Source organism: Streptomyces sp. NPDC029296 (assembly GCF_055569255.1).
On sequence record NZ_JBVHXT010000017.1, the window covers coordinates 80,854 to 96,952 of the forward strand.

The window sequence follows — 16,099 nt, forward strand, 5'->3', positions numbered from 1 at the left end:
GATGACCACGTCCACCGTCACCGCGCGCACCGCGGTGTCCGCGGCCGGCGTACCGGCCCCCGCCCGGCTCCGCCACCGGCGCCGCCTCGCCCAGTGGGGGTTCATCGCCCCCGCCGTCCTCTTCATGCTGCTCTTCTTCGGCTACCCGCTCGTCCGCAACGTCGTGATGAGCTTCCAGCACTACACACCGAAGACGTTCTTCACCGGCGAGGCACCCCTGAACGGCTTCGACAACTGGTCGACGGTCTTCCAGGACGCCCTGTTCGGCAAGGCGTTGTGGCACACGCTCGTCTTCACCGCGGGCTCGCTGCTCGGCCAGTTCTGCGCCGGCCTCGCCCTCGCCGTCTTCTTCACCCGCAGGTTCCCGCTGAACGGCGTCCTGCGGTCGCTGATCCTGCTGCCCTGGCTGGTGCCCATGGTGGTCTCCGGGATCGTGTGGCGGCGCATCCTCGACCAGGACACCGGTGTACTGAACTCCTTCCTCGACACCCTCGGCCTGGACGGCCATACTCCATGGTTGACCAGTCCGCACCTGGCCCTGCTCTCGGTCATCCTGGTCAACATCTGGACCGGCATCCCGTTCAACATGGTCATCCTGTACGGCGGTCTGCAGGAGGTCCCCCGCGAGCTGTACGAGGCCGCCGCCCTGGACGGCGCCTCCGCCTGGCGGACGTTCCGCTCCATCACCCTGCCGACGCTCCGTCCCGTCATCACGGTCGTCCTCGTCCTGGGCTTCATGTCGACGGTCAAGATCCTCGACCTCATCCTCGCCCTCACCGACGGCGGCCCCGCCGACGCCACCCAGACCCTGGGCACGCTCACCTACCAGAACTCCTTCGTGCGGCTCGACTTCGGGGCCGGAGCCGTCGTCGGCAACGTACTGATCCTGATCTCCGCGGTCTTCGCGGTGCTCTACCTGCGGGCCAACCGCACCGAGGGGAAGTGACCGGCCATGGCCGCTGAGAACGCGAAGCCGCAAAAGCGCGAGCGCCGCTGGGGCTCCACCGTGGCCGGTGTGCTCGTCCTGGCCGTGATGCTGTTCCCGCTGTACTGGATGCTCAACACCGCCCTCCAGCCCGAGTCCGGGCTGCTCGAGGTCGACCCGGTACCGCACGGCCTCGATCTGTCCGGCTTCTCCAAGGCGCTCGACGACCAGGGCGGGCACCTGCTGACCTCGCTGCTGGTCTCGCTCGGCGCGGTCGTCGTCTGCCTGGCGATCGCGGCGCCGGCCGCCTACGGGCTGGCCCGGTTCCGGCTGCGCGGCACGCGCACCCTGGTGTTCGGCACCCTGATCACCCAGATGGTGCCGGGCATCGTCATCGCCAACGCCCTGTACACCTCGTACGTCGACCTCGGCCTGGTCAACTCCTACGTCGGCCTGATGCTCGCGGACGCCTCCCTGGGCATCCCCTTCTCCATCGTGCTGATGCGCTCGTTCATGCAGTCCATACCCGGCGAGGTCATCGAGGCGGCCGAGATGGACGGGGCGGGACGGCTGCGCACCTTCGTACGGGTGGTGCTGCCGATGAGCCGCAACTCCCTGATCACGTCCGGTCTGTTCGCCTTCCTGTTCTCGTGGAGCGACTTCATGTTCGCCCTCACCCTCAACACCACCGACGACGTCAAACCGGTCACGCTGGGTATCTACCAGTACATCGGCGCGCACGTCGGCGACTGGGGCTCGGTGATGGCGGCGGCCGTGCTGTCCGCGATCCCCGCCGCGGTCCTGCTCGTCCTCGCCCAGAAGTACATCGCCGCCGGCATCACCGGCGGTTCCGTCAAGTGACCCCTGGAGGACCGCACATGACCGGCTTCCCGCGCTTCCCGCAGGGATTCGTCTTCGGCGCCGCCACCGCGTCCTACCAGATCGAGGGCGCGGTCCGCGAGGACGGCCGCGGCCCGTCGATCTGGGACACCTACAGCCACACCCCCGGACTGGTCGCGAACGGCGACACCGGTGACGTCGCCTGCGACCACTACCACCGCTACCGCGAGGACGTGGCGCTGCTGCGCGAGTTGGGCGTCACCTCCTACCGGTTCTCGATCGCCTGGCCGCGGATCGTGCCCGACGGATCGGGCCCGGTGAACCCTAAGGGGATGGACTTCTACGCGCGGCTCGTGGACGAACTGCTCGCGGCGGGCATCGAGCCGGCCGTCACGCTCTACCACTGGGATCTGCCGCAGGCCCTGGAGGACCGCGGCGGCTGGCGGGTCAGGGAGACCGCCGAGCGGTTCGCCGAGTACACGGAGGCCGTCGCCGGCCGTCTCGCCGACCGCGTGCCGCGCTGGATCACCCTGAACGAGCCGTGGTGCAGCGCCTTCCTCGGCTACTCGGTCGGCCGCCACGCCCCCGGCGCCCGAGAGGGCCGGGGCGCGCTCGCCGCCGCCCACCACCTGCTGGTCGGACACGGGCTGGCGGTCCAGGCACTGCGGGCGGCCGGGGTGCGCGAGGCGGGCATCACCCTGAACCTCGACCGCAACCTGCCCGCCACCGGGTCCGCCGCCGACCGGGCGGCCGTCGTCCGCGCCGACACCCAGCACAACCTGGTGTGGACCGAGCCGCTCTTCGCGGGCCGTTACCCCGGGACCGAGGAGGAGACCTGGGGCGAGCTGATCACCGGTCAGGACTTCCGGCGCGACGGCGACCTCGCCCTGATCGGCCAACCGCTGGACTTCCTCGGTGTCAACTACTACCGGCCGATCGTCGTCGCCGACGCCCCGCACCGGGAGGCCGACCCGGCGCGGCGTACGGCGACCGACAACCGGTACACGGAGGTACGGCTGGAGGGCGCCCGGCACACCGCGATGGACTGGCCGGTCGTCCCCGGCGGCCTCACCGATCTGCTGGTGGCCCTCAAGGAGCGGTACGGCGGCGCGCTGCCGCCGGTCCACCTCACGGAGAACGGCTCCGCCGAACACGACGAGCCCGGCCCGGACGGCACGGTGCACGACCACGACCGGATCGCCTATCTGCGCGACCACCTCACCGCCCTGAGGACGGCACTGGACGCGGGCGTCGACGTGCGCGGCTACTACGTCTGGTCGCTGCTGGACAACTTCGAATGGGCCTACGGCTACGGCAAACGGTTCGGCATCGTCCGGGTGGACTACGACACCCAGCGACGCGTCCCGAAGGACAGCTACCACTGGTACCGGGCGCTGATCGCCGCCCAACGGTCCTGACGCCGTTCGGACGGACGTGCGGACGCGGCGGTCGTCACCCGTCTGCCGCAGTGCCCCCGGCCGGGCCCCCGCGGGCCGTGGGGAAGCGCCCCGGTTCGCGCAGCGGCAGGTGGGAGCCGGTTCGACTTGCCGTCGCGGGCGGGCGGTCGCAGCATGGCCGGAAGACGGATCCGAGGGCGACAGCCGTAAGGCAGGTGAGACCCGGAGACACACGAGGCAGCATCTCGGCATTGTGCGCCCGCGGATGACGTGCCTCCGATCGACCCACCGTGGTTTCGGGCCGCCCGCTGCCGTTCACCGGGGCGCCGGGAGGCCGAGGACGTCTGGGAGGCCGGCCAGTGGTGTACTTCACGAACTCGATCGACCGAATGGTCCCCGACGCACTGGCCGGGTTCGCCCGCGTCCACGCCGACCTCGTCGTCCACGACGAGCGGGCCGGATTCTTCCGGGCCCGGAACCCGGCTCCCGGCCGCCGCGTGGCGATCGTGTCGGGCGGTGGCTGCGGACACGAGCCGCTGCACCTCGGTTTCCTCGGCGCGGGCATGCTCGACGCCGTGTGCCCCGGCCAGTTGATGGCCTCGCCGCACAACCGCCAGGTGTTCGACGCCTCCCGCGCCGTGTCGCGCGGCGCGGGCGTCCTGCACCTGGTGAAGAACTACACCGGGGACAGGATCAACTTCGGTATCGCCGCCGAGCGGCTGGCCCATGAGGGCATCGACTGCGCCCGGGTGCTGATCGACGACGATCTGGCGTCGGACTCGCCCGACTCGGCCACGGGCCGCCGGGGCACCGGGGCCGCCGTGCTGATCGAGAAGGTCCTCGGGGCCGCCGCCGACACCGGACTCGGTCTGCGGGAACTCACCGAACTGGGCACGGACTTGGCGGGCCGCTGCCGTAGCCTCGCGGTCGCCTCCGCCGCACACCGTACCCCGGCCACGGGACGGGCCGCGTTCGACCTCGCCGAGGGCGACCTCGAGTGGGGGGTCGGCATCCACGGTGAGCGGGCCCGCCGTACGGAGTCCCGGCCGGCGCTGGACGAGCTGGTCACACGGATGACGGAGGAACTGCTGGCGGCGCTGGACCCGGACGCCGGCGACTCGGTCGTCGCCCTGGTGAACGGGCTCGGCGGGGTGACGCGTCTGGAGTTGTACGGCGTGGCGCGGGAACTCGCGCTGCGGCTGGACCGGTGGAAACTGGTCCCCGAACGCGTCCTGGTGGGCGACTTCGTGACCGCGCTGGACATGCGCGGCTTCTCGCTCACGCTCATGCGGGCGGACCCGGAGACGGTCAAATGGTTCGACGCGCCGGCGCACACGCCCTCATGGCCGCGATGACCGGGGGCGGGCAGGAGGTGGCACGATGCTGGAGCACTATTCGGCACAGGACGACGCAACATCCCCGAACGCCGGTCTGCCGAGTGCGACGTGGACGGACACCACGTCCGCGGACGCGGCTTTCACCGCGGGCTGGATGCGGAGGTTCGCCGCCTCCGTCCGGGCCACGGAACCCCAGCTCACCGCGCTCGACCAGCGGGTGGGCGACGGCGACTTCGGCACGAATCTGCGAACGGGCCTCGACGCCTCCGTGCGCGCCCTGGACCGGGCGGCGGCGGTGTCACCGGCTGTCACCGGGCGGGCCGGCGAACCACTGCGGACGGTGGCGACGGTCTTCCTGGACGGCGTCGGCGGCACCAGCGGCCCGCTGTTCGGGCTGCTGCTGACGGAACTGGCGCTGGCGGCGGCCGGCCCGGTACTGGACGTGGCCGCGCTGCGGGCCGGTCTGGCCGGGGGACTCGCCGCCGTACAGCGGGTCGGCGAGGCACGGCCGGGGGACAAGACCCTGGTGGACGCGCTGTATCCGGCGTGCGAGGCGCTGCGCGTGTGTCCGGAGCGGATCGGCAGCCGGGTGGCCCTCGCCCATGCGTCGCGCGCCGCATGGGAGGGGGTGCGCTTGACGGCGCGGCTGCGTGCGCGCCGTGGCAGGGCCAGTTACGTCGGCGAGCGGGGCAGGGGAGTGCCGGACCCGGGTGCGGTGGGCGTCGGCCTGCTGCTCGCCTCGGCCGGCGGTGTGCTCACCGAACTGCCGCCGTCCGTGACGGAACCGGCGCCGGAGGGGCCGGAGTGACCGGGCGGCGACCCGCCCCCGGGGACGGGCCCGCACCCCGTTCACACGGGGGACGGCCGACTCGACCGGGCGGGGCCGCGACCGGCGTCCACGACTCCGTGGCGGGCGTCCCCGGGCCTCCTGGTGGCCCGTGCTGGTGAGGCCGCGGTCTCGCGTTCACGGCGTGGTAGCCCGCCGCAGCGCGGAGCCGGTCGGCGCGGGTGCCGAAGCGGGCTTCGGCGGCGTGGTGCGCAGCGGCGCCCGCTCGGCGGCCCAGCGGCTGATCCGTGGGTCCTCCAGCGTCTCGACCCACAGGTCGGTCAGGCCGGTGGTCTCCTCGCCGGGCCGGCGGCCGACACCGAGCACCGTCAGCCCCGCCCGTACCGCGGCGAGGACCCCGCAGTGCGTGTCCTCGACCGCCATCGTGTCGGCCGGATCGGCGCCGCAGCGCTGGGCGGCCGTCAGATAGACGTCCGGGGCGGGCTTGGGCCGGATCGTGCCCTCGGGCACCACCACGGCGCGGAAGTGACGGAGCAGCCCGGCCTCCTGCAGACCGGGTTCCACCACGTCACGGGGGCAGTTGCTGGCGACGGCCAGGGGGGCGAAGGCCGCCGCCGTCCGCACCAGGTCGCGGGCGCCCGGCATGATCACCGGGTGGTCGCAGACCAGGTCGCGGAAGTGCCGCAGCAGCCGGCCGGCGAGGTCCGGGCCCAGGTCGGGACGGCCTCCCTCGTCGGCCATGAGCTGCCCGCACTCGGTGTAGTGCAGGCCCTTGGCCCGTTCCGCGAAGCCCGCGGCGGGAGTGAGGCCCACGTCGTCGAAGACCCGCTCGCGAGCGGTCTCCCAGTGTCGTTCGGTGTCCAGCAGCGTGCCGTCGCAGTCGAAGACGACGGCCGCCGGTGTCCAGGAAAGGATGCGATGAAGCGTCATCTGTGTGCTTTCCGTTCGGATGGGCCGCGAGACCGCGGACCGGGGCGTGACGTCCTCTCACCGCAGGGAGGCGAGCGGCGTCGACGGGTCACCGTGTGCGCGGGGGCGGCGCAGGGTTCCGGGCGGGGCCGTGAGTCGTACGGCCGTTGACGTCCGTACGGACTAGTCCCACCAGGGAACATAACGATCGTTACGCTAGATTTAGTCACGTATGGCAGTCAAGCCGTTACGTCAAGTTACGCTCGCAAGGGTGAGTGATAGTGCAGAACGCCGAGAGCCGGATACCGGCCGCCCTGGCCGCCCTGGCCGCCCTGGCCGTCATATCCGTCCTGCTCGAACCGGAAGGCACAGGTGAGGCGGTGGGGCACGCAGACGAGCCGCGCGGGCGGGGCGAACTCCGTGAAGCGCACCGCGGTCAGCCGGGCTCCGGTGGGCCGGGACAAGGCTCCGTCGCTCGCCAGCGCGGCGGCCTGGCGTGCCGCCTCCAGCAGCACCATGCCGGGGACGTGGTCGGTGGCGTGGTCGAAGAAGAAGGGATGCCAGGGGTCGGCCGCGTCCACCAGCACGTCGGCGCCGCCGGGCCCGGCGTGCCCGCGCCGCCCGGCGAGGGCGATGACGACGTCCCGGGCGTGCGGCACGCCGAGCCGCGCCGGGTCGGGCCGCGGCAGCCCCGCCGACGCCGGGGGCTGGCAGGTGCCGGCGAGCGGCCCGCGCAGGGCGGCGTACCGTTCGGGGGAGAGGAAGCGGGCACCGCCGCCGGCCCTGGCGAACAGCGCGCCGCCCGCCAGGTACTCCGCGCGCAGCCGCAGCCCGGCCGTGGCACCGTCGGGACCGGCGCGCAGCCCGGTGACCCGCACCCGGCAGGTGATCTGGGTGGCGCCGTGGGAGGCCCGCGGCTGGGCTCCGGGACGCGTGGTGAAGAAGACGTCGGTGATGAGCATGCGGGTGTCCACCGGAACGCCGAAATAGCGCAAAGGGATGAAGATGCCCAGCTGCCGCAAGGTCTCCACCACCATCAGCGGATGGTGTACGGCGTGACCGTCGACCGGGAAGGTCGGATGGGACCGCGACCAGCAGGCGGCCGCCGCGAAACGCGTTTCGTCGACGCGTAGTACGTCGGTGAGCAGTACCTCCGCCACGGACGCCCGGTGGACCAGTTCCCGGGGGACCGTGCGCGACCAGCTCAGGGCCCGCGGCTCTTCGACGGTGCCACGGATTCGAGCGTCCATTCCCCCAGCAGACCCCAGTCCGGCGAATTCCGCACACCGGCTCGACAGTCCGGGCGGGGTCGGGTACTACATTGCCTAGCGGCAGGAGAGGTACGGGAACCTCGGAAAAGGTTGCGACGCGTGCGAGCGAATCTGACACGGCGGGCTCTGCTGGAAACCGCGGCACAATTGTTCGATGAACGGGGTTACGCCGGGACCAGTATCAGCGATATCAGCGCACTTTCGGGGCGCACCAGCGGCGCCATCTATTTCCATTACGCCAGCAAGGAGAAACTGGCGCTCGCCGTGGTCGAGGAGCACTTCGCCTCCTGGCCGCGCATGATCGAACACCATCGGTCCTCCGGCCGCCCGGCCCTGGAGAAACTGGTGGCGCTGAGCTTCACCGTCGCCCGTGCCTTCCGTGACGACGTCGTCGTACGGGCCGGCTCCCGCCTCTGGATGGAGCGCAAGGCCATCGCGGCGCCGCTGCCCACGCCCTTCGTGGAATGGATCGAGGTGGTCACCGAACTGCTCACCGAGGCCCGCGCGAACGGCGAACTGGCGGCCGGCGTCGATCCGGTGCCGGCCGCGCACAGCGTGGTCTGCGCCTTCTTCGGTCTGCACACCGTCTCGGACGCCCTGGACGGCCGCGAGCACATCGAACAGCGCCTGCGTGATCTGTGGCGGCTGCTCCTCAACGCCCTCCAGGCCCACCCGGACCCGGCGGCCCTGCTCGACCGCGTCCGCACCGCCCCCGCGTCCGGCTCCCCGGCCACGGAGCCGCCACTCGGCGGGGCCGTACTCGGCCGCGCCGAGGCATAGCCCCGCACGGAGAGGAACGGCGACCGGTATTCCGGAGACCCAGGGGCCCGCTCCGCGTTCTCCTCGGCCGCTCGGGATCTTCGTACTGCCGACGTGCGGGCAGGCCCCCGCGGAGCCATCCTGAGTGCGGGGGCGAACACCCCTCGCCGCCACTCGCCGCGGGAGGGCAACGTGCAGCACAACGACCTCACTGACGCCCAGAAGAAGGCTTTCGCGGAAAACGAGGCGGACTTCCGCAGATTCGACGATCACGTACGCGCCATCCGGGAAACCGCCCGAGCGCGGCTGAAGAACAACGGCTGGGAATCCGAGCCGAACGGTTCCATCCCCTGCTTGTCCTGCCCATGCCCCGACTTCCAGCCCGGCGGCCCGCAGGGCACCTGCGAACGAGGCAGCTGCCGGCACCCGTTCATCGACCACGACCTGCCCGTCTGACCTTCGCCCGCACGGAGGCCGGCCATGTCACGAGCAGTGTCGGGAGTGACCTCCCGGAAAGGCGGGGCGAGCCCGGGGCCCGCCCCGCCCTTCGGGGTCAGGCGGACGGGTTGAGGGTCAGCCTGGCCGAGTTGTTCCCGGGGTTCGGGTCGAAGGCGAACGACGTGCCGTAGTCGGGCCGGGCGACGACGCGGCCCGTGGCGTCGAGGACGACGCGGTCGACGCGCAGCCGGAACGGGAAGCTGACGTCCAGGTCGGGCTTGGCCCACATCGGCAGGGTGCAGGCGTAGTGGCCGCCGGACGCCCCCGCGCTCTCACAGGTGTCCGGTACGGACGTGGCGGTGGTGCCCTCCGGGAGATAGACGTCCAGCACGGCGACCGGGTCGCCCGAGCTGACGTCGCCGACCCAGGCCGGGCCCTGGTTGGTGAAGCGGAAGGCCGCGGTGACGGTGTCGCCGGCCGCGCCGCTCACCTCGGTGCCGTGCACGGCGAAGTCGGCGGTGTTGCGGGCGCTTATGCTCCAGGACCGGCCGTTGTCCGAGCCGTCGAGGTCGGTGGCGCCGCCGCCGGGCTGCACCTCGTAGTCGAACCGCTCGTACAGCGCGTGACCGGTGACGGCGAGCCGCAGCGGTTCCGGCAGCCCCACCGTGGCGCCGGGCGCGATCTCGGTGTCGAAGGAGCACGTCACGTACGTCATGGGCGTGTACTCGACGTCGTCGTCCGGCCCGGTGTAGGCGCACTGCGGGTAACGGGTGAGGACGTCGAGGCCGTAGGTCGCCCACAACCTCACGGTGAAGCCGTGGGCGGTCTCGTCGCCGGTGTTGGTGACGGAGAACGGCACGGTGAGGGTGGCACCCGGCGCGATGTCGCGGGCGGTCTGCGGGGCGTTCACACCCAGGTCGGGCCCGGAGCCGACGGTGACGGAGGTCTCCGTGCCCCGCGGGGCGACGAGCCTGCCGTCGGGACCGCCGGCGGCCTCGGCGGAGTACGCGATCGCGCCCCGCGCCCCCACGGCGGCACCGGCGGCGGCCCGCACCCTCAGCCGGACCTGGGCGGTGTAACCGGTGGGCACCTCACCGGTGTCGCACACGGCGACCGTACCGGCCTCGTCCGGCGCGCAGTTGTCGGGCCAGGCCACCTCGGCGACCCCGGCCAGCCCCGAGACGTCGACGGTCAACCGGCCGTCGGTCACGGTGAAGTTGGCGTTGTCGTGGTACAAGCCGAGGTCCAGCGACCGGTAGTCCGCGGTGCCGCCGTCCGGGCCGACGGTGACCGACTGCTCGGACGGCGCCTGGATCCACAGCTGATCGCTCTGGGGCTCGTCGGCGAACGCGACCCCGCTCCCGAGACCGGCGACCAGCAACGCCCCCACGGCTCCGGCACATGCACCGCGACGCAGCACACGGCCGACGGAGACAGAACTCATGGCATCTCCCACATCGGAATGGTGAAACCCGGCGCGGTGATCGGCACCGGACTCCGGTTGGACGGCCGACCGTGCCCACAGGTTGTAACTGACCTGCGACGACGTGGCGTTCAGCACGCGATCAGGAGCCCGCGCACACCTCTGGTCCCGACTCGGCGAGCGCGCTCAGGGCGCAATAGGGACGCCTTGCGGCCGGCGGCGCGGGCAGCTCCGCCCCCGGCCCCCACGTACTGCTGAACGGCACGCCGCGGTCGGTGCGCCCCGACGGCCTGGCGGCGCTCGCCCGCGAGGTGGCCGCGGACCTCACGCCGGGCCAGCGCGCCACCCCGGCCACCACCGTCACGGCGCTCGCGCCCCGGATCCCCCGCCCGCGCGCCCCCTCGGCACCGGACGCGCGGGCGCAGGGCGGTGGGTACCAGGCGCCCACGAGCGACGACGACCGGACCCTGGCGGTGGGGCTCGCCGGCGAGGCGGCGGTGGCCGAGTGGCTGCGCGAGCGGTTCGGGGTGGCGCCGCAGGACTCGTGGAAGTCCGACCTGCGGGTCCACGGGCTGCCCGGGGCCCCGCCGGGCGACGACCGGCTCGGCTACGACTTCCTCATCCACGACGGCGACGCGACCTACCTCTACGAGTCAAGGCGTCGCAAGGCAACAGCGGCGAGATCGTCCTCGGCGAGTCCGAGGCGCGCCGCGCCATGCGGCTCGCGCCGGGGGAGACGTACTTCATCGTGTACGTCTCCCCCGTCCTGGACCGCGACCGTCGCGCCCTCACCGTCCCGCCCAACCCGTTCGGCGCCCTGGACCTCGTTGGGTACGAACTGGTCGGCACCCGGCTGAGGCTCCGCTTCCGCACCGGCTGACCCCGCGCCGAAGGACGGGCGGTGACCTTTCCCGCCCGCTCTCTTGACGTGCACCTGGCATAGCTGGCTGTATGGGAGCGCTCCCACATATTTTCGGCCGACTTCTTCACCCCACCCATGGAGTCGCAGTGCGAACAACGCGAAGTACGACACCGAGGAACCCGGTCGCCGTGCTCCTGGCCGCCGTGGTCACCCTGCTGGGCCTGCTCGCCCTGGCCCCGTCCCCCGCCCGCGCCGATTCCCGGCCGGCCGCCGCCGCGACCGGTCTGCACATCGCCGACGGCCGCCTCCTCGAAGGCAACGGCAACGATTTCGTGATGCGCGGCGTCAACCACGCCCACACCTGGTACCCGGGCGAGACCCAGTCACTGGCCGACGTCAAGGCGCTCGGCGCCAACACCGTGCGCGTCGTCCTCTCCGACGGCTACCGCTGGTCCCGCAACAGCGCGCAGGACGTCGCCGCCGTCATCCAGAACTGCAAGACCAACCGCCTGATCTGCGTGCTGGAGGTGCACGACACCACCGGATACGGCGAGGACTCCGCCGCCGGCACGCTCGACCACGCCGCCGACTACTGGATCAGCCTCAAGGACGTCCTGGCCGGCCAAGAGGACTACGTCGTCATCAACATCGGCAACGAGCCGTGGGGCAACACGAACCCGGCCGGCTGGACCGACCCCACCATCGCCGCGGTCAAGAAGCTGCGCGCGGCGGGCTTCCGGCACACCATCATGGTGGACGCCCCCAACTGGGGGCAGGACTGGCAGGGCGTCATGCGGGCCAACGCCCGCGCGGTCTACGACGCCGACACCACCGGCAACCTCCTGTTCTCCATCCACATGTACAGCGTGTTCGACACCGCCCAGGAGATCACCGACTACCTCAACGCGTTCGTCACCGCGAAACTCCCCCTCGTCATCGGCGAGTTCGGCGGCCCGGCCGACCAGTACGGCGACCCCGACGAGGACACCATGATGGCCGCCGCCGAGCAGCTCCACCTCGGCTATCTGGCCTGGTCCTGGAGCGGCAACACCGACCCGATCCTCGACCTCGCGGTCGACTTCGACCCGGCGCGGCTCAGCTCCTGGGGACAGCGCGTCTTCCACGGCGCCAACGGCATCGCCGCGACCTCGCGCGAGGCCACGGTCTTCGGCGGCACCGCCCCCGACACCCAGGCCCCGACCGCGCCGGGCGCCCCGGCCGCCTCCGGCGTCTCGCCCACCTCGGTTACCCTGACCTGGCCCGCGGCCTCTGACAACGTTGGCGTGACCGGTTACGACGTGGTCCGCGTGAACGGCACCACGGAGACCCCGGCCGCCTCCGCCACTGCCACCACGGTCACCCTTTCGTCCCTGACGGCCGACACGACGTACACGTTCGCGGTCTACGCCAAGGACGCGGCCGGCAACCGCTCCCCCCGGTCGGCGACGGTCACCGTCAAGACCGAGAAGGGCACCGGCACTCCCGGCGCCGGCTGCTCCGTGCGCTACCGCGTCGTGGGCGAATGGCCCGGCGGCTTCCAGGGCGAGATCACCATCGGCAACACCGGCACGGCCGCCATCAGCGGCTGGACTCTGGGCTTCGGCTTCCCGAACGGCCAGACCATCAGCAACATGTGGGGCGGCACCCCGACCCAGAACGGCGCCTCGGTGACGGTCGCCTCCGCGTCGTACACCTCGACGGTGCCCGTGGGCGGCTCGGTCACGGTCGGCTTCACCGGCACCAGGCTGACGGCCAACACCGCGCCTGCGGCGTTCACCCTGAACGGGGGCGCCTGCACGACCGGTTGACGGGACGCGCGGACGCGTCGCCGGCTGTCGGCCGCCCGGTGGCCGGCTGTGGGCTCCCGCCCCGTCCTCGGCCTTCCTGGATGCCCACGGGGGCCGAGGACTGGTGCCGGGATGTCCGTCCCCTGTGTGAGAGATGCCCGGAGGACGGGGAACCCGTGCCACGAGCGGGCATCTCCCGGTGCCCGGCGCCACCGGCGACCGTACGGCTCAGGCACGCGTTGGGAGATGTCATGCAACCCCGCACCACGGCACAGCGGACCACCGCACGCAACGCCCCCGGGGCGGCGGCGGACGGGAGGCTCGGCGGGGGTGCCGGGGACAGCCCCGCACGGCCTGTGCGGGTCATGCCGCTGGGGGACTCGATCACGGCCGGCATGAACAGCACGGGGGCGGCCGGATACCGCGACGCACTCCTGGACCACCTCCACCACCTCGGCCACGACATCGACTTCGTCGGCCCGTACGTCAACGTCTGGCAACCGCGGGGGGATCCGCACTACGCCGCCGTCTGCGGCATCGCCATCCAGGAACTCACCCCGCTGCTGCCGCGGTGGCTGCCGGCCGCCCGCCCGGACTGGCTGCTGGTCCACATCGGCACGAACAACATGTACGGCCCCGACCACACCGACGCCCCCGGGCACCTGCGGACCTTCCTGGAGACCCTGCTGCGCCTTGTGCCGTCCGCCGGCGTCCTGCTCGCCTCGATCATCCCCTCGCGGCTGCCCGAGTGGCAGGCGCACATCGACGCGTACAACCACCATGTACGCGCGACGGCCGAGGAGTTCGGGCGCCACGGCAGGGTCTTCCTCGTCGACATGGCCCCCGCCCTGCACGCCTCGCCCGAGGGCGGCGACGACCTGTCCGACCTCGTCCACCCCGACGACCGGGGCTACGCCAAGATGGCGGCCGTCTGGCGGGACGCCCTCCACGCACGGCTGCCCGCCCCCGAGGGTGGACCGATCCTCAACCACAACCCGCACCTTCGGACCCCCTGGCTCTCCGAGGCGGCGCAGCGGGCCCGGGGCGACGCTCCCGCCTCCTTCCCGGGCTGGACGAACCGAGGGGTGAACGTCTGCCCCGGGCATCTCGCCGGCCTCGACAACGGCTCGAACGCGGTGGGCCTCGTCAGCGCCCCCGGCCACCTCGGCATCTCCACCCGGCTCGCGACCACCCCCGGGCGCCCGGTCCGCGTCACCTTCCGCGCCCGCGCCGACACACTCGGCGGGAGCGAGGCCCGCGGCGAGGGCGCGAGCCCGGCACGGACGTTCGGTATCCAGGCCGCCGGCCACCCGAGGGCCACCGTCACCGCCACCGACGACTGGCGCACCTGGACGTACGACTTCACCCCCACCGCCGCGGCCACCGACCTCCGTTTCACCCCGGGCACCCGGCCCGGCCGCGGCCCCCTGCTCACGGACGTCCTGGCCCGCGAGTCGCCGTCCTGAACGCACCCAGCCCCCTCCCTGCGCGCCGTGCGCTTCCGGCCGGGGTGAGCGTCGTCAGCGCAGGCCCGGTCTGCCGAACAGGTCCGCGTAACCGGGCGGCAGCCGGGACAGCAGGTGGTCGACCTCGCCGCCGGACACCACGTCGGCGACGGTGGACAGGACGGCGCTGGCGTCCCACTCCGCGGTACGGGGCCGGGCGCCGGTCCGCTCCGCCACGCGCCGCAGGAATTCCTCGTACCCGAGGGACTCCGGCCGGTCCGGGTGGGTGTGCAGGACGTCGTCCAGCGGCGCGGGCAGTCCCGCCGCCAGGTCGTCGGCCTCCTGTGAGGGGATCCGCTCGGCGAGCACCCGCAGCACCGACGTGCTGATGTGTTCGGCCTCCTCCTCGCTGCGGTACTCCCCTCGGTCGCGGACCTGGGCCAGAAATTCCGCCAGCTTCACGGTGCCCTCCTGGTGCTGGTTCCTTCGGCGTGCCCGGACAGGCCCTCCAGGGCCGCCGGTGCGCGCGGGCGGCACCTCCATGACTTCCGCAGGGTGCCCCACCGGGTCCCCGCCGCGCCGCACCCCGAAACCGGCCGCGCGGGAACGGTGCCGTGCCGCCCGCAGGAGGAGGACCCTCCGCCCGGCCGATGTGACGAATGTGATGTGAATCACACTGTGAGGCGCATGAAAGCCGCTTCACTCACCCAAGTGGGGGAATTCGGATAAAAAGCACATAAGCCCAATGCTGGAGAGGGGACGACGCCCATGTCGTATCCGCAATACTCCACCGGCATGACCGGACACCCCGAGATGGCGGAGATGAGGGATCGGCTCGAACGCACCGCCTCCACCGGCAAGGCGATCGCCCTGGAAGGGCTGATCCTCCTGACCGGTGTGTACACCGCCATCTCACCGTGGGTCGTCCACTTCTCCGGTCAGCCCAACCTCACCGCGAACAACCTGATCATCGGCATCACCACCGCCCTGATCGGTCTCGGCCTGGCCCTCGTGCCCGAGCGGATGTTCCGCCTGGCCTGGGCGCTGGTGCCGCTCGGCATCTGGCTCCTGATCTCGCCGTGGATCGTCACCCCCACGCACGGCGCACGGGCCGGCGTCATCTGGAACAACGTCCTGACCGGCGTCCTCACCATGGCGCTCGGACTGGCCGCCATGGGCCTCACCATCGCGGTCTCCCGCCCGGAGCACCGCTGAGCCGAGGAGCGCGCCGCACCGCACCGGTCCGGCGCGCTCCCCGCGCGGGCGCACGGTACGACATCGACGGCCGGGTGAACCGCTCCGTCCACGTCAGCCGCACGGAGAACCGCTGAGGGCCGCGAGGGCCTCGGACGCCCGGTCGTAGATCTCGAACACGCCGTCCGGCCCGGCCGCGCGGGAAGCCGACGGACGCCGGGTGGTCGGACAGCCTCGCCAGGCGCAGCGGCTCCGGATGCCGGATGAGCAGGCCCAGGATGCCCTCGCCGCGCGGATAGGGTCCGATGCGGGCGATGGCCTCCTCGTCCGTGCCGACCGTGACGAACTGTGTGATCGTGCCGTCCTCGCCCAGCACGCCCAGTGCCCCGTACTCGGCGTCGACCAGGGCGACCGCGGACTCCACTATCCGGTGCAGCACGACTTCCAGGTCCAGGTCCGAGCCGACCGCCAGCACCGCGTCGAGCAGCGTGTGGACCCGGTCCGGGCCGCCCGCACCTGTGCCACCTGCTGCTGGAGGTCGTCCAGCAGCGCGTCCAGCCGCAGCCGCGGAGCCCTGGCGGGTGTCTCCACCTCACGCGAACCCCGCGTGCGCTCGTCCACCCCGGCTCCCCTCACCTTCCCACCGGCCCGCCCCAGGATGCCCGATGGGCCGAACCCGTCCGGCGCCATCCGGCCGCGCAGCGACAGCGCTGCCCGGACATGCC

General features: G+C 72.3%; 15 protein-coding genes and 1 pseudogene. 11 read left to right on the forward strand and 5 right to left on the reverse strand.

All coding sequences use genetic code 11. The features are described from left to right. Position 1 precedes the first annotated feature (1 nt). The 5 genes from ACZ4W9_RS17055 to ACZ4W9_RS17075 all read left to right on the forward strand — a co-directional run bounded on the left by ACZ4W9_RS17055 (position 2) and on the right by ACZ4W9_RS17075 (position 5,307). Positions 2-946 carry a carbohydrate ABC transporter permease gene (locus ACZ4W9_RS17055; RefSeq protein ID WP_467936360.1) on the forward strand — a complete coding sequence of 315 codons (945 nt, stop codon included), beginning with the start codon at positions 2-4 and terminating at the stop codon, positions 944-946. A gap of 6 nt (positions 947-952) precedes the next feature. Further along, the gene (locus ACZ4W9_RS17060) at positions 953-1,786 is read left to right on the forward strand and encodes a carbohydrate ABC transporter permease (RefSeq protein WP_467936362.1); all 834 of its coding nucleotides are present in this window, start codon (positions 953-955) and stop codon (positions 1,784-1,786) included. Between the two features lie 17 nt (positions 1,787-1,803). Further along, a complete protein-coding gene (locus ACZ4W9_RS17065; RefSeq protein ID WP_467936364.1) occupies positions 1,804-3,183 on the forward strand; it encodes a GH1 family beta-glucosidase in 1,380 nt (459 codons plus the stop codon). Between the two features lie 368 nt (positions 3,184-3,551). Continuing rightward, positions 3,552-4,517: a dihydroxyacetone kinase subunit DhaK gene (locus ACZ4W9_RS17070; RefSeq protein ID WP_467936512.1), complete on the forward strand. Its 966-nt coding sequence runs from the start codon at positions 3,552-3,554 to the stop codon at positions 4,515-4,517. 136 nt (positions 4,518-4,653) lie between these two features. Continuing rightward, positions 4,654-5,307, forward strand: a complete 654-nt coding sequence (locus ACZ4W9_RS17075; protein ID WP_467936514.1) for a DAK2 domain-containing protein — start codon at positions 4,654-4,656, stop codon at positions 5,305-5,307. A gap of 156 nt (positions 5,308-5,463) precedes the next feature. On the opposite strand, the gene ACZ4W9_RS17080 is transcribed toward ACZ4W9_RS17075, so the two are convergent. Together ACZ4W9_RS17080 and ACZ4W9_RS17085 are read right to left on the reverse strand one after the other, a co-directional pair. After that, on the reverse strand, positions 5,464-6,216 hold the full coding sequence (locus ACZ4W9_RS17080; RefSeq protein WP_467936366.1) for an HAD family hydrolase: 753 nt from the start codon (positions 6,214-6,216) through the stop codon (positions 5,464-5,466). A gap of 236 nt (positions 6,217-6,452) precedes the next feature. Then, a complete protein-coding gene (locus ACZ4W9_RS17085) occupies positions 6,453-7,445 on the reverse strand; it encodes a ScbA/BarX family gamma-butyrolactone biosynthesis protein (RefSeq protein WP_467936368.1) in 993 nt (330 codons plus the stop codon). 168 nt (positions 7,446-7,613) lie between these two features. Here ACZ4W9_RS17085 and ACZ4W9_RS17090 point away from each other — a divergent pair, with 168 nt between their 5' ends. Continuing rightward, entirely contained in the window at positions 7,614-8,246 is a 633-nt protein-coding gene (locus tag ACZ4W9_RS17090) for a ScbR family autoregulator-binding transcription factor (protein ID WP_467936370.1), read from the forward strand. A 171-nt stretch (positions 8,247-8,417) separates the two neighbouring features. After that, positions 8,418-8,681 (forward strand): hypothetical protein, encoded by a 264-nt coding sequence (locus ACZ4W9_RS17095; protein ID WP_467936372.1) that lies wholly within the window; start codon positions 8,418-8,420, stop codon positions 8,679-8,681. A gap of 97 nt (positions 8,682-8,778) precedes the next feature. Here the strand turns inward: ACZ4W9_RS17095 and ACZ4W9_RS17100 are convergent, their stop codons facing one another. Continuing rightward, positions 8,779-10,107 carry a COG1361 family protein gene (locus ACZ4W9_RS17100; protein ID WP_467936374.1) on the reverse strand — a complete coding sequence of 443 codons (1,329 nt, stop codon included), beginning with the start codon at positions 10,105-10,107 and terminating at the stop codon, positions 8,779-8,781. 694 nt (positions 10,108-10,801) lie between these two features. Between ACZ4W9_RS17100 and ACZ4W9_RS17105 the strand changes: the two genes are divergently transcribed. The 3 genes from ACZ4W9_RS17105 (at position 10,802) to ACZ4W9_RS17115 (ending at position 14,201) form a co-directional block, all read left to right on the forward strand. Continuing rightward, the gene (locus ACZ4W9_RS17105; RefSeq protein WP_467936376.1) at positions 10,802-10,966 is read left to right on the forward strand and encodes a hypothetical protein; all 165 of its coding nucleotides are present in this window, start codon (positions 10,802-10,804) and stop codon (positions 10,964-10,966) included. A 128-nt stretch (positions 10,967-11,094) separates the two neighbouring features. Beyond that, positions 11,095-12,756 carry a cellulase family glycosylhydrolase gene (locus ACZ4W9_RS17110; RefSeq protein ID WP_467936378.1) on the forward strand — a complete coding sequence of 554 codons (1,662 nt, stop codon included), beginning with the start codon at positions 11,095-11,097 and terminating at the stop codon, positions 12,754-12,756. A 230-nt stretch (positions 12,757-12,986) separates the two neighbouring features. Next, a complete protein-coding gene (locus tag ACZ4W9_RS17115) occupies positions 12,987-14,201 on the forward strand; it encodes a GDSL-type esterase/lipase family protein (protein WP_467936380.1) in 1,215 nt (404 codons plus the stop codon). Positions 14,202-14,255: 54 nt separating this feature from the next. Here ACZ4W9_RS17115 and ACZ4W9_RS17120 read toward each other — a convergent pair whose 3' ends face one another. Beyond that, positions 14,256-14,642, reverse strand: a complete 387-nt coding sequence (locus ACZ4W9_RS17120) for a DUF2267 domain-containing protein (protein WP_467936382.1) — start codon at positions 14,640-14,642, stop codon at positions 14,256-14,258. Between the two features lie 306 nt (positions 14,643-14,948). Between ACZ4W9_RS17120 and ACZ4W9_RS17125 the strand changes: the two genes are divergently transcribed. After that, a complete protein-coding gene (locus ACZ4W9_RS17125; protein WP_467936384.1) occupies positions 14,949-15,395 on the forward strand; it encodes an SPW repeat protein in 447 nt (148 codons plus the stop codon). A gap of 172 nt (positions 15,396-15,567) precedes the next feature. Here ACZ4W9_RS17125 and ACZ4W9_RS17130 read toward each other — a convergent pair. Then, positions 15,568-15,995, reverse strand: a pseudogene (locus tag ACZ4W9_RS17130) (histidine kinase); the annotation flags it as partial. Positions 15,996-16,099 lie beyond the last annotated feature (104 nt).

Excerpts from the sequence above, each read along its gene's own strand:
- ACZ4W9_RS17055 (WP_467936360.1), top strand. The coding sequence starts at position 2 with ATGACCACGTCCACCGTCACCGCGCGCACCGCGGTGTCCGCGGCCGGC.
- ACZ4W9_RS17060 (WP_467936362.1), top strand. The coding sequence starts at position 953 with ATGGCCGCTGAGAACGCGAAGCCGCAAAAGCGCGAGCGCCGCTGGGGC.
- ACZ4W9_RS17065 (WP_467936364.1), top strand. The coding sequence starts at position 1,804 with ATGACCGGCTTCCCGCGCTTCCCGCAGGGATTCGTCTTCGGCGCCGCC.
- ACZ4W9_RS17070 (WP_467936512.1), top strand. The coding sequence starts at position 3,552 with ATGGTCCCCGACGCACTGGCCGGGTTCGCCCGCGTCCACGCCGACCTC.
- ACZ4W9_RS17075 (WP_467936514.1), top strand. The coding sequence starts at position 4,654 with ATGCGGAGGTTCGCCGCCTCCGTCCGGGCCACGGAACCCCAGCTCACC.
- ACZ4W9_RS17080 (WP_467936366.1), bottom strand. The coding sequence starts at position 6,216 with ATGACGCTTCATCGCATCCTTTCCTGGACACCGGCGGCCGTCGTCTTC.
- ACZ4W9_RS17085 (WP_467936368.1), bottom strand. The coding sequence starts at position 7,445 with ATGGACGCTCGAATCCGTGGCACCGTCGAAGAGCCGCGGGCCCTGAGC.
- ACZ4W9_RS17100 (WP_467936374.1), bottom strand. The coding sequence starts at position 10,107 with ATGAGTTCTGTCTCCGTCGGCCGTGTGCTGCGTCGCGGTGCATGTGCC.
- ACZ4W9_RS17105 (WP_467936376.1), top strand. The coding sequence starts at position 10,802 with ATGCGGCTCGCGCCGGGGGAGACGTACTTCATCGTGTACGTCTCCCCC.
- ACZ4W9_RS17115 (WP_467936380.1), top strand. The coding sequence starts at position 12,987 with ATGCAACCCCGCACCACGGCACAGCGGACCACCGCACGCAACGCCCCC.
- ACZ4W9_RS17125 (WP_467936384.1), top strand. The coding sequence starts at position 14,949 with ATGTCGTATCCGCAATACTCCACCGGCATGACCGGACACCCCGAGATG.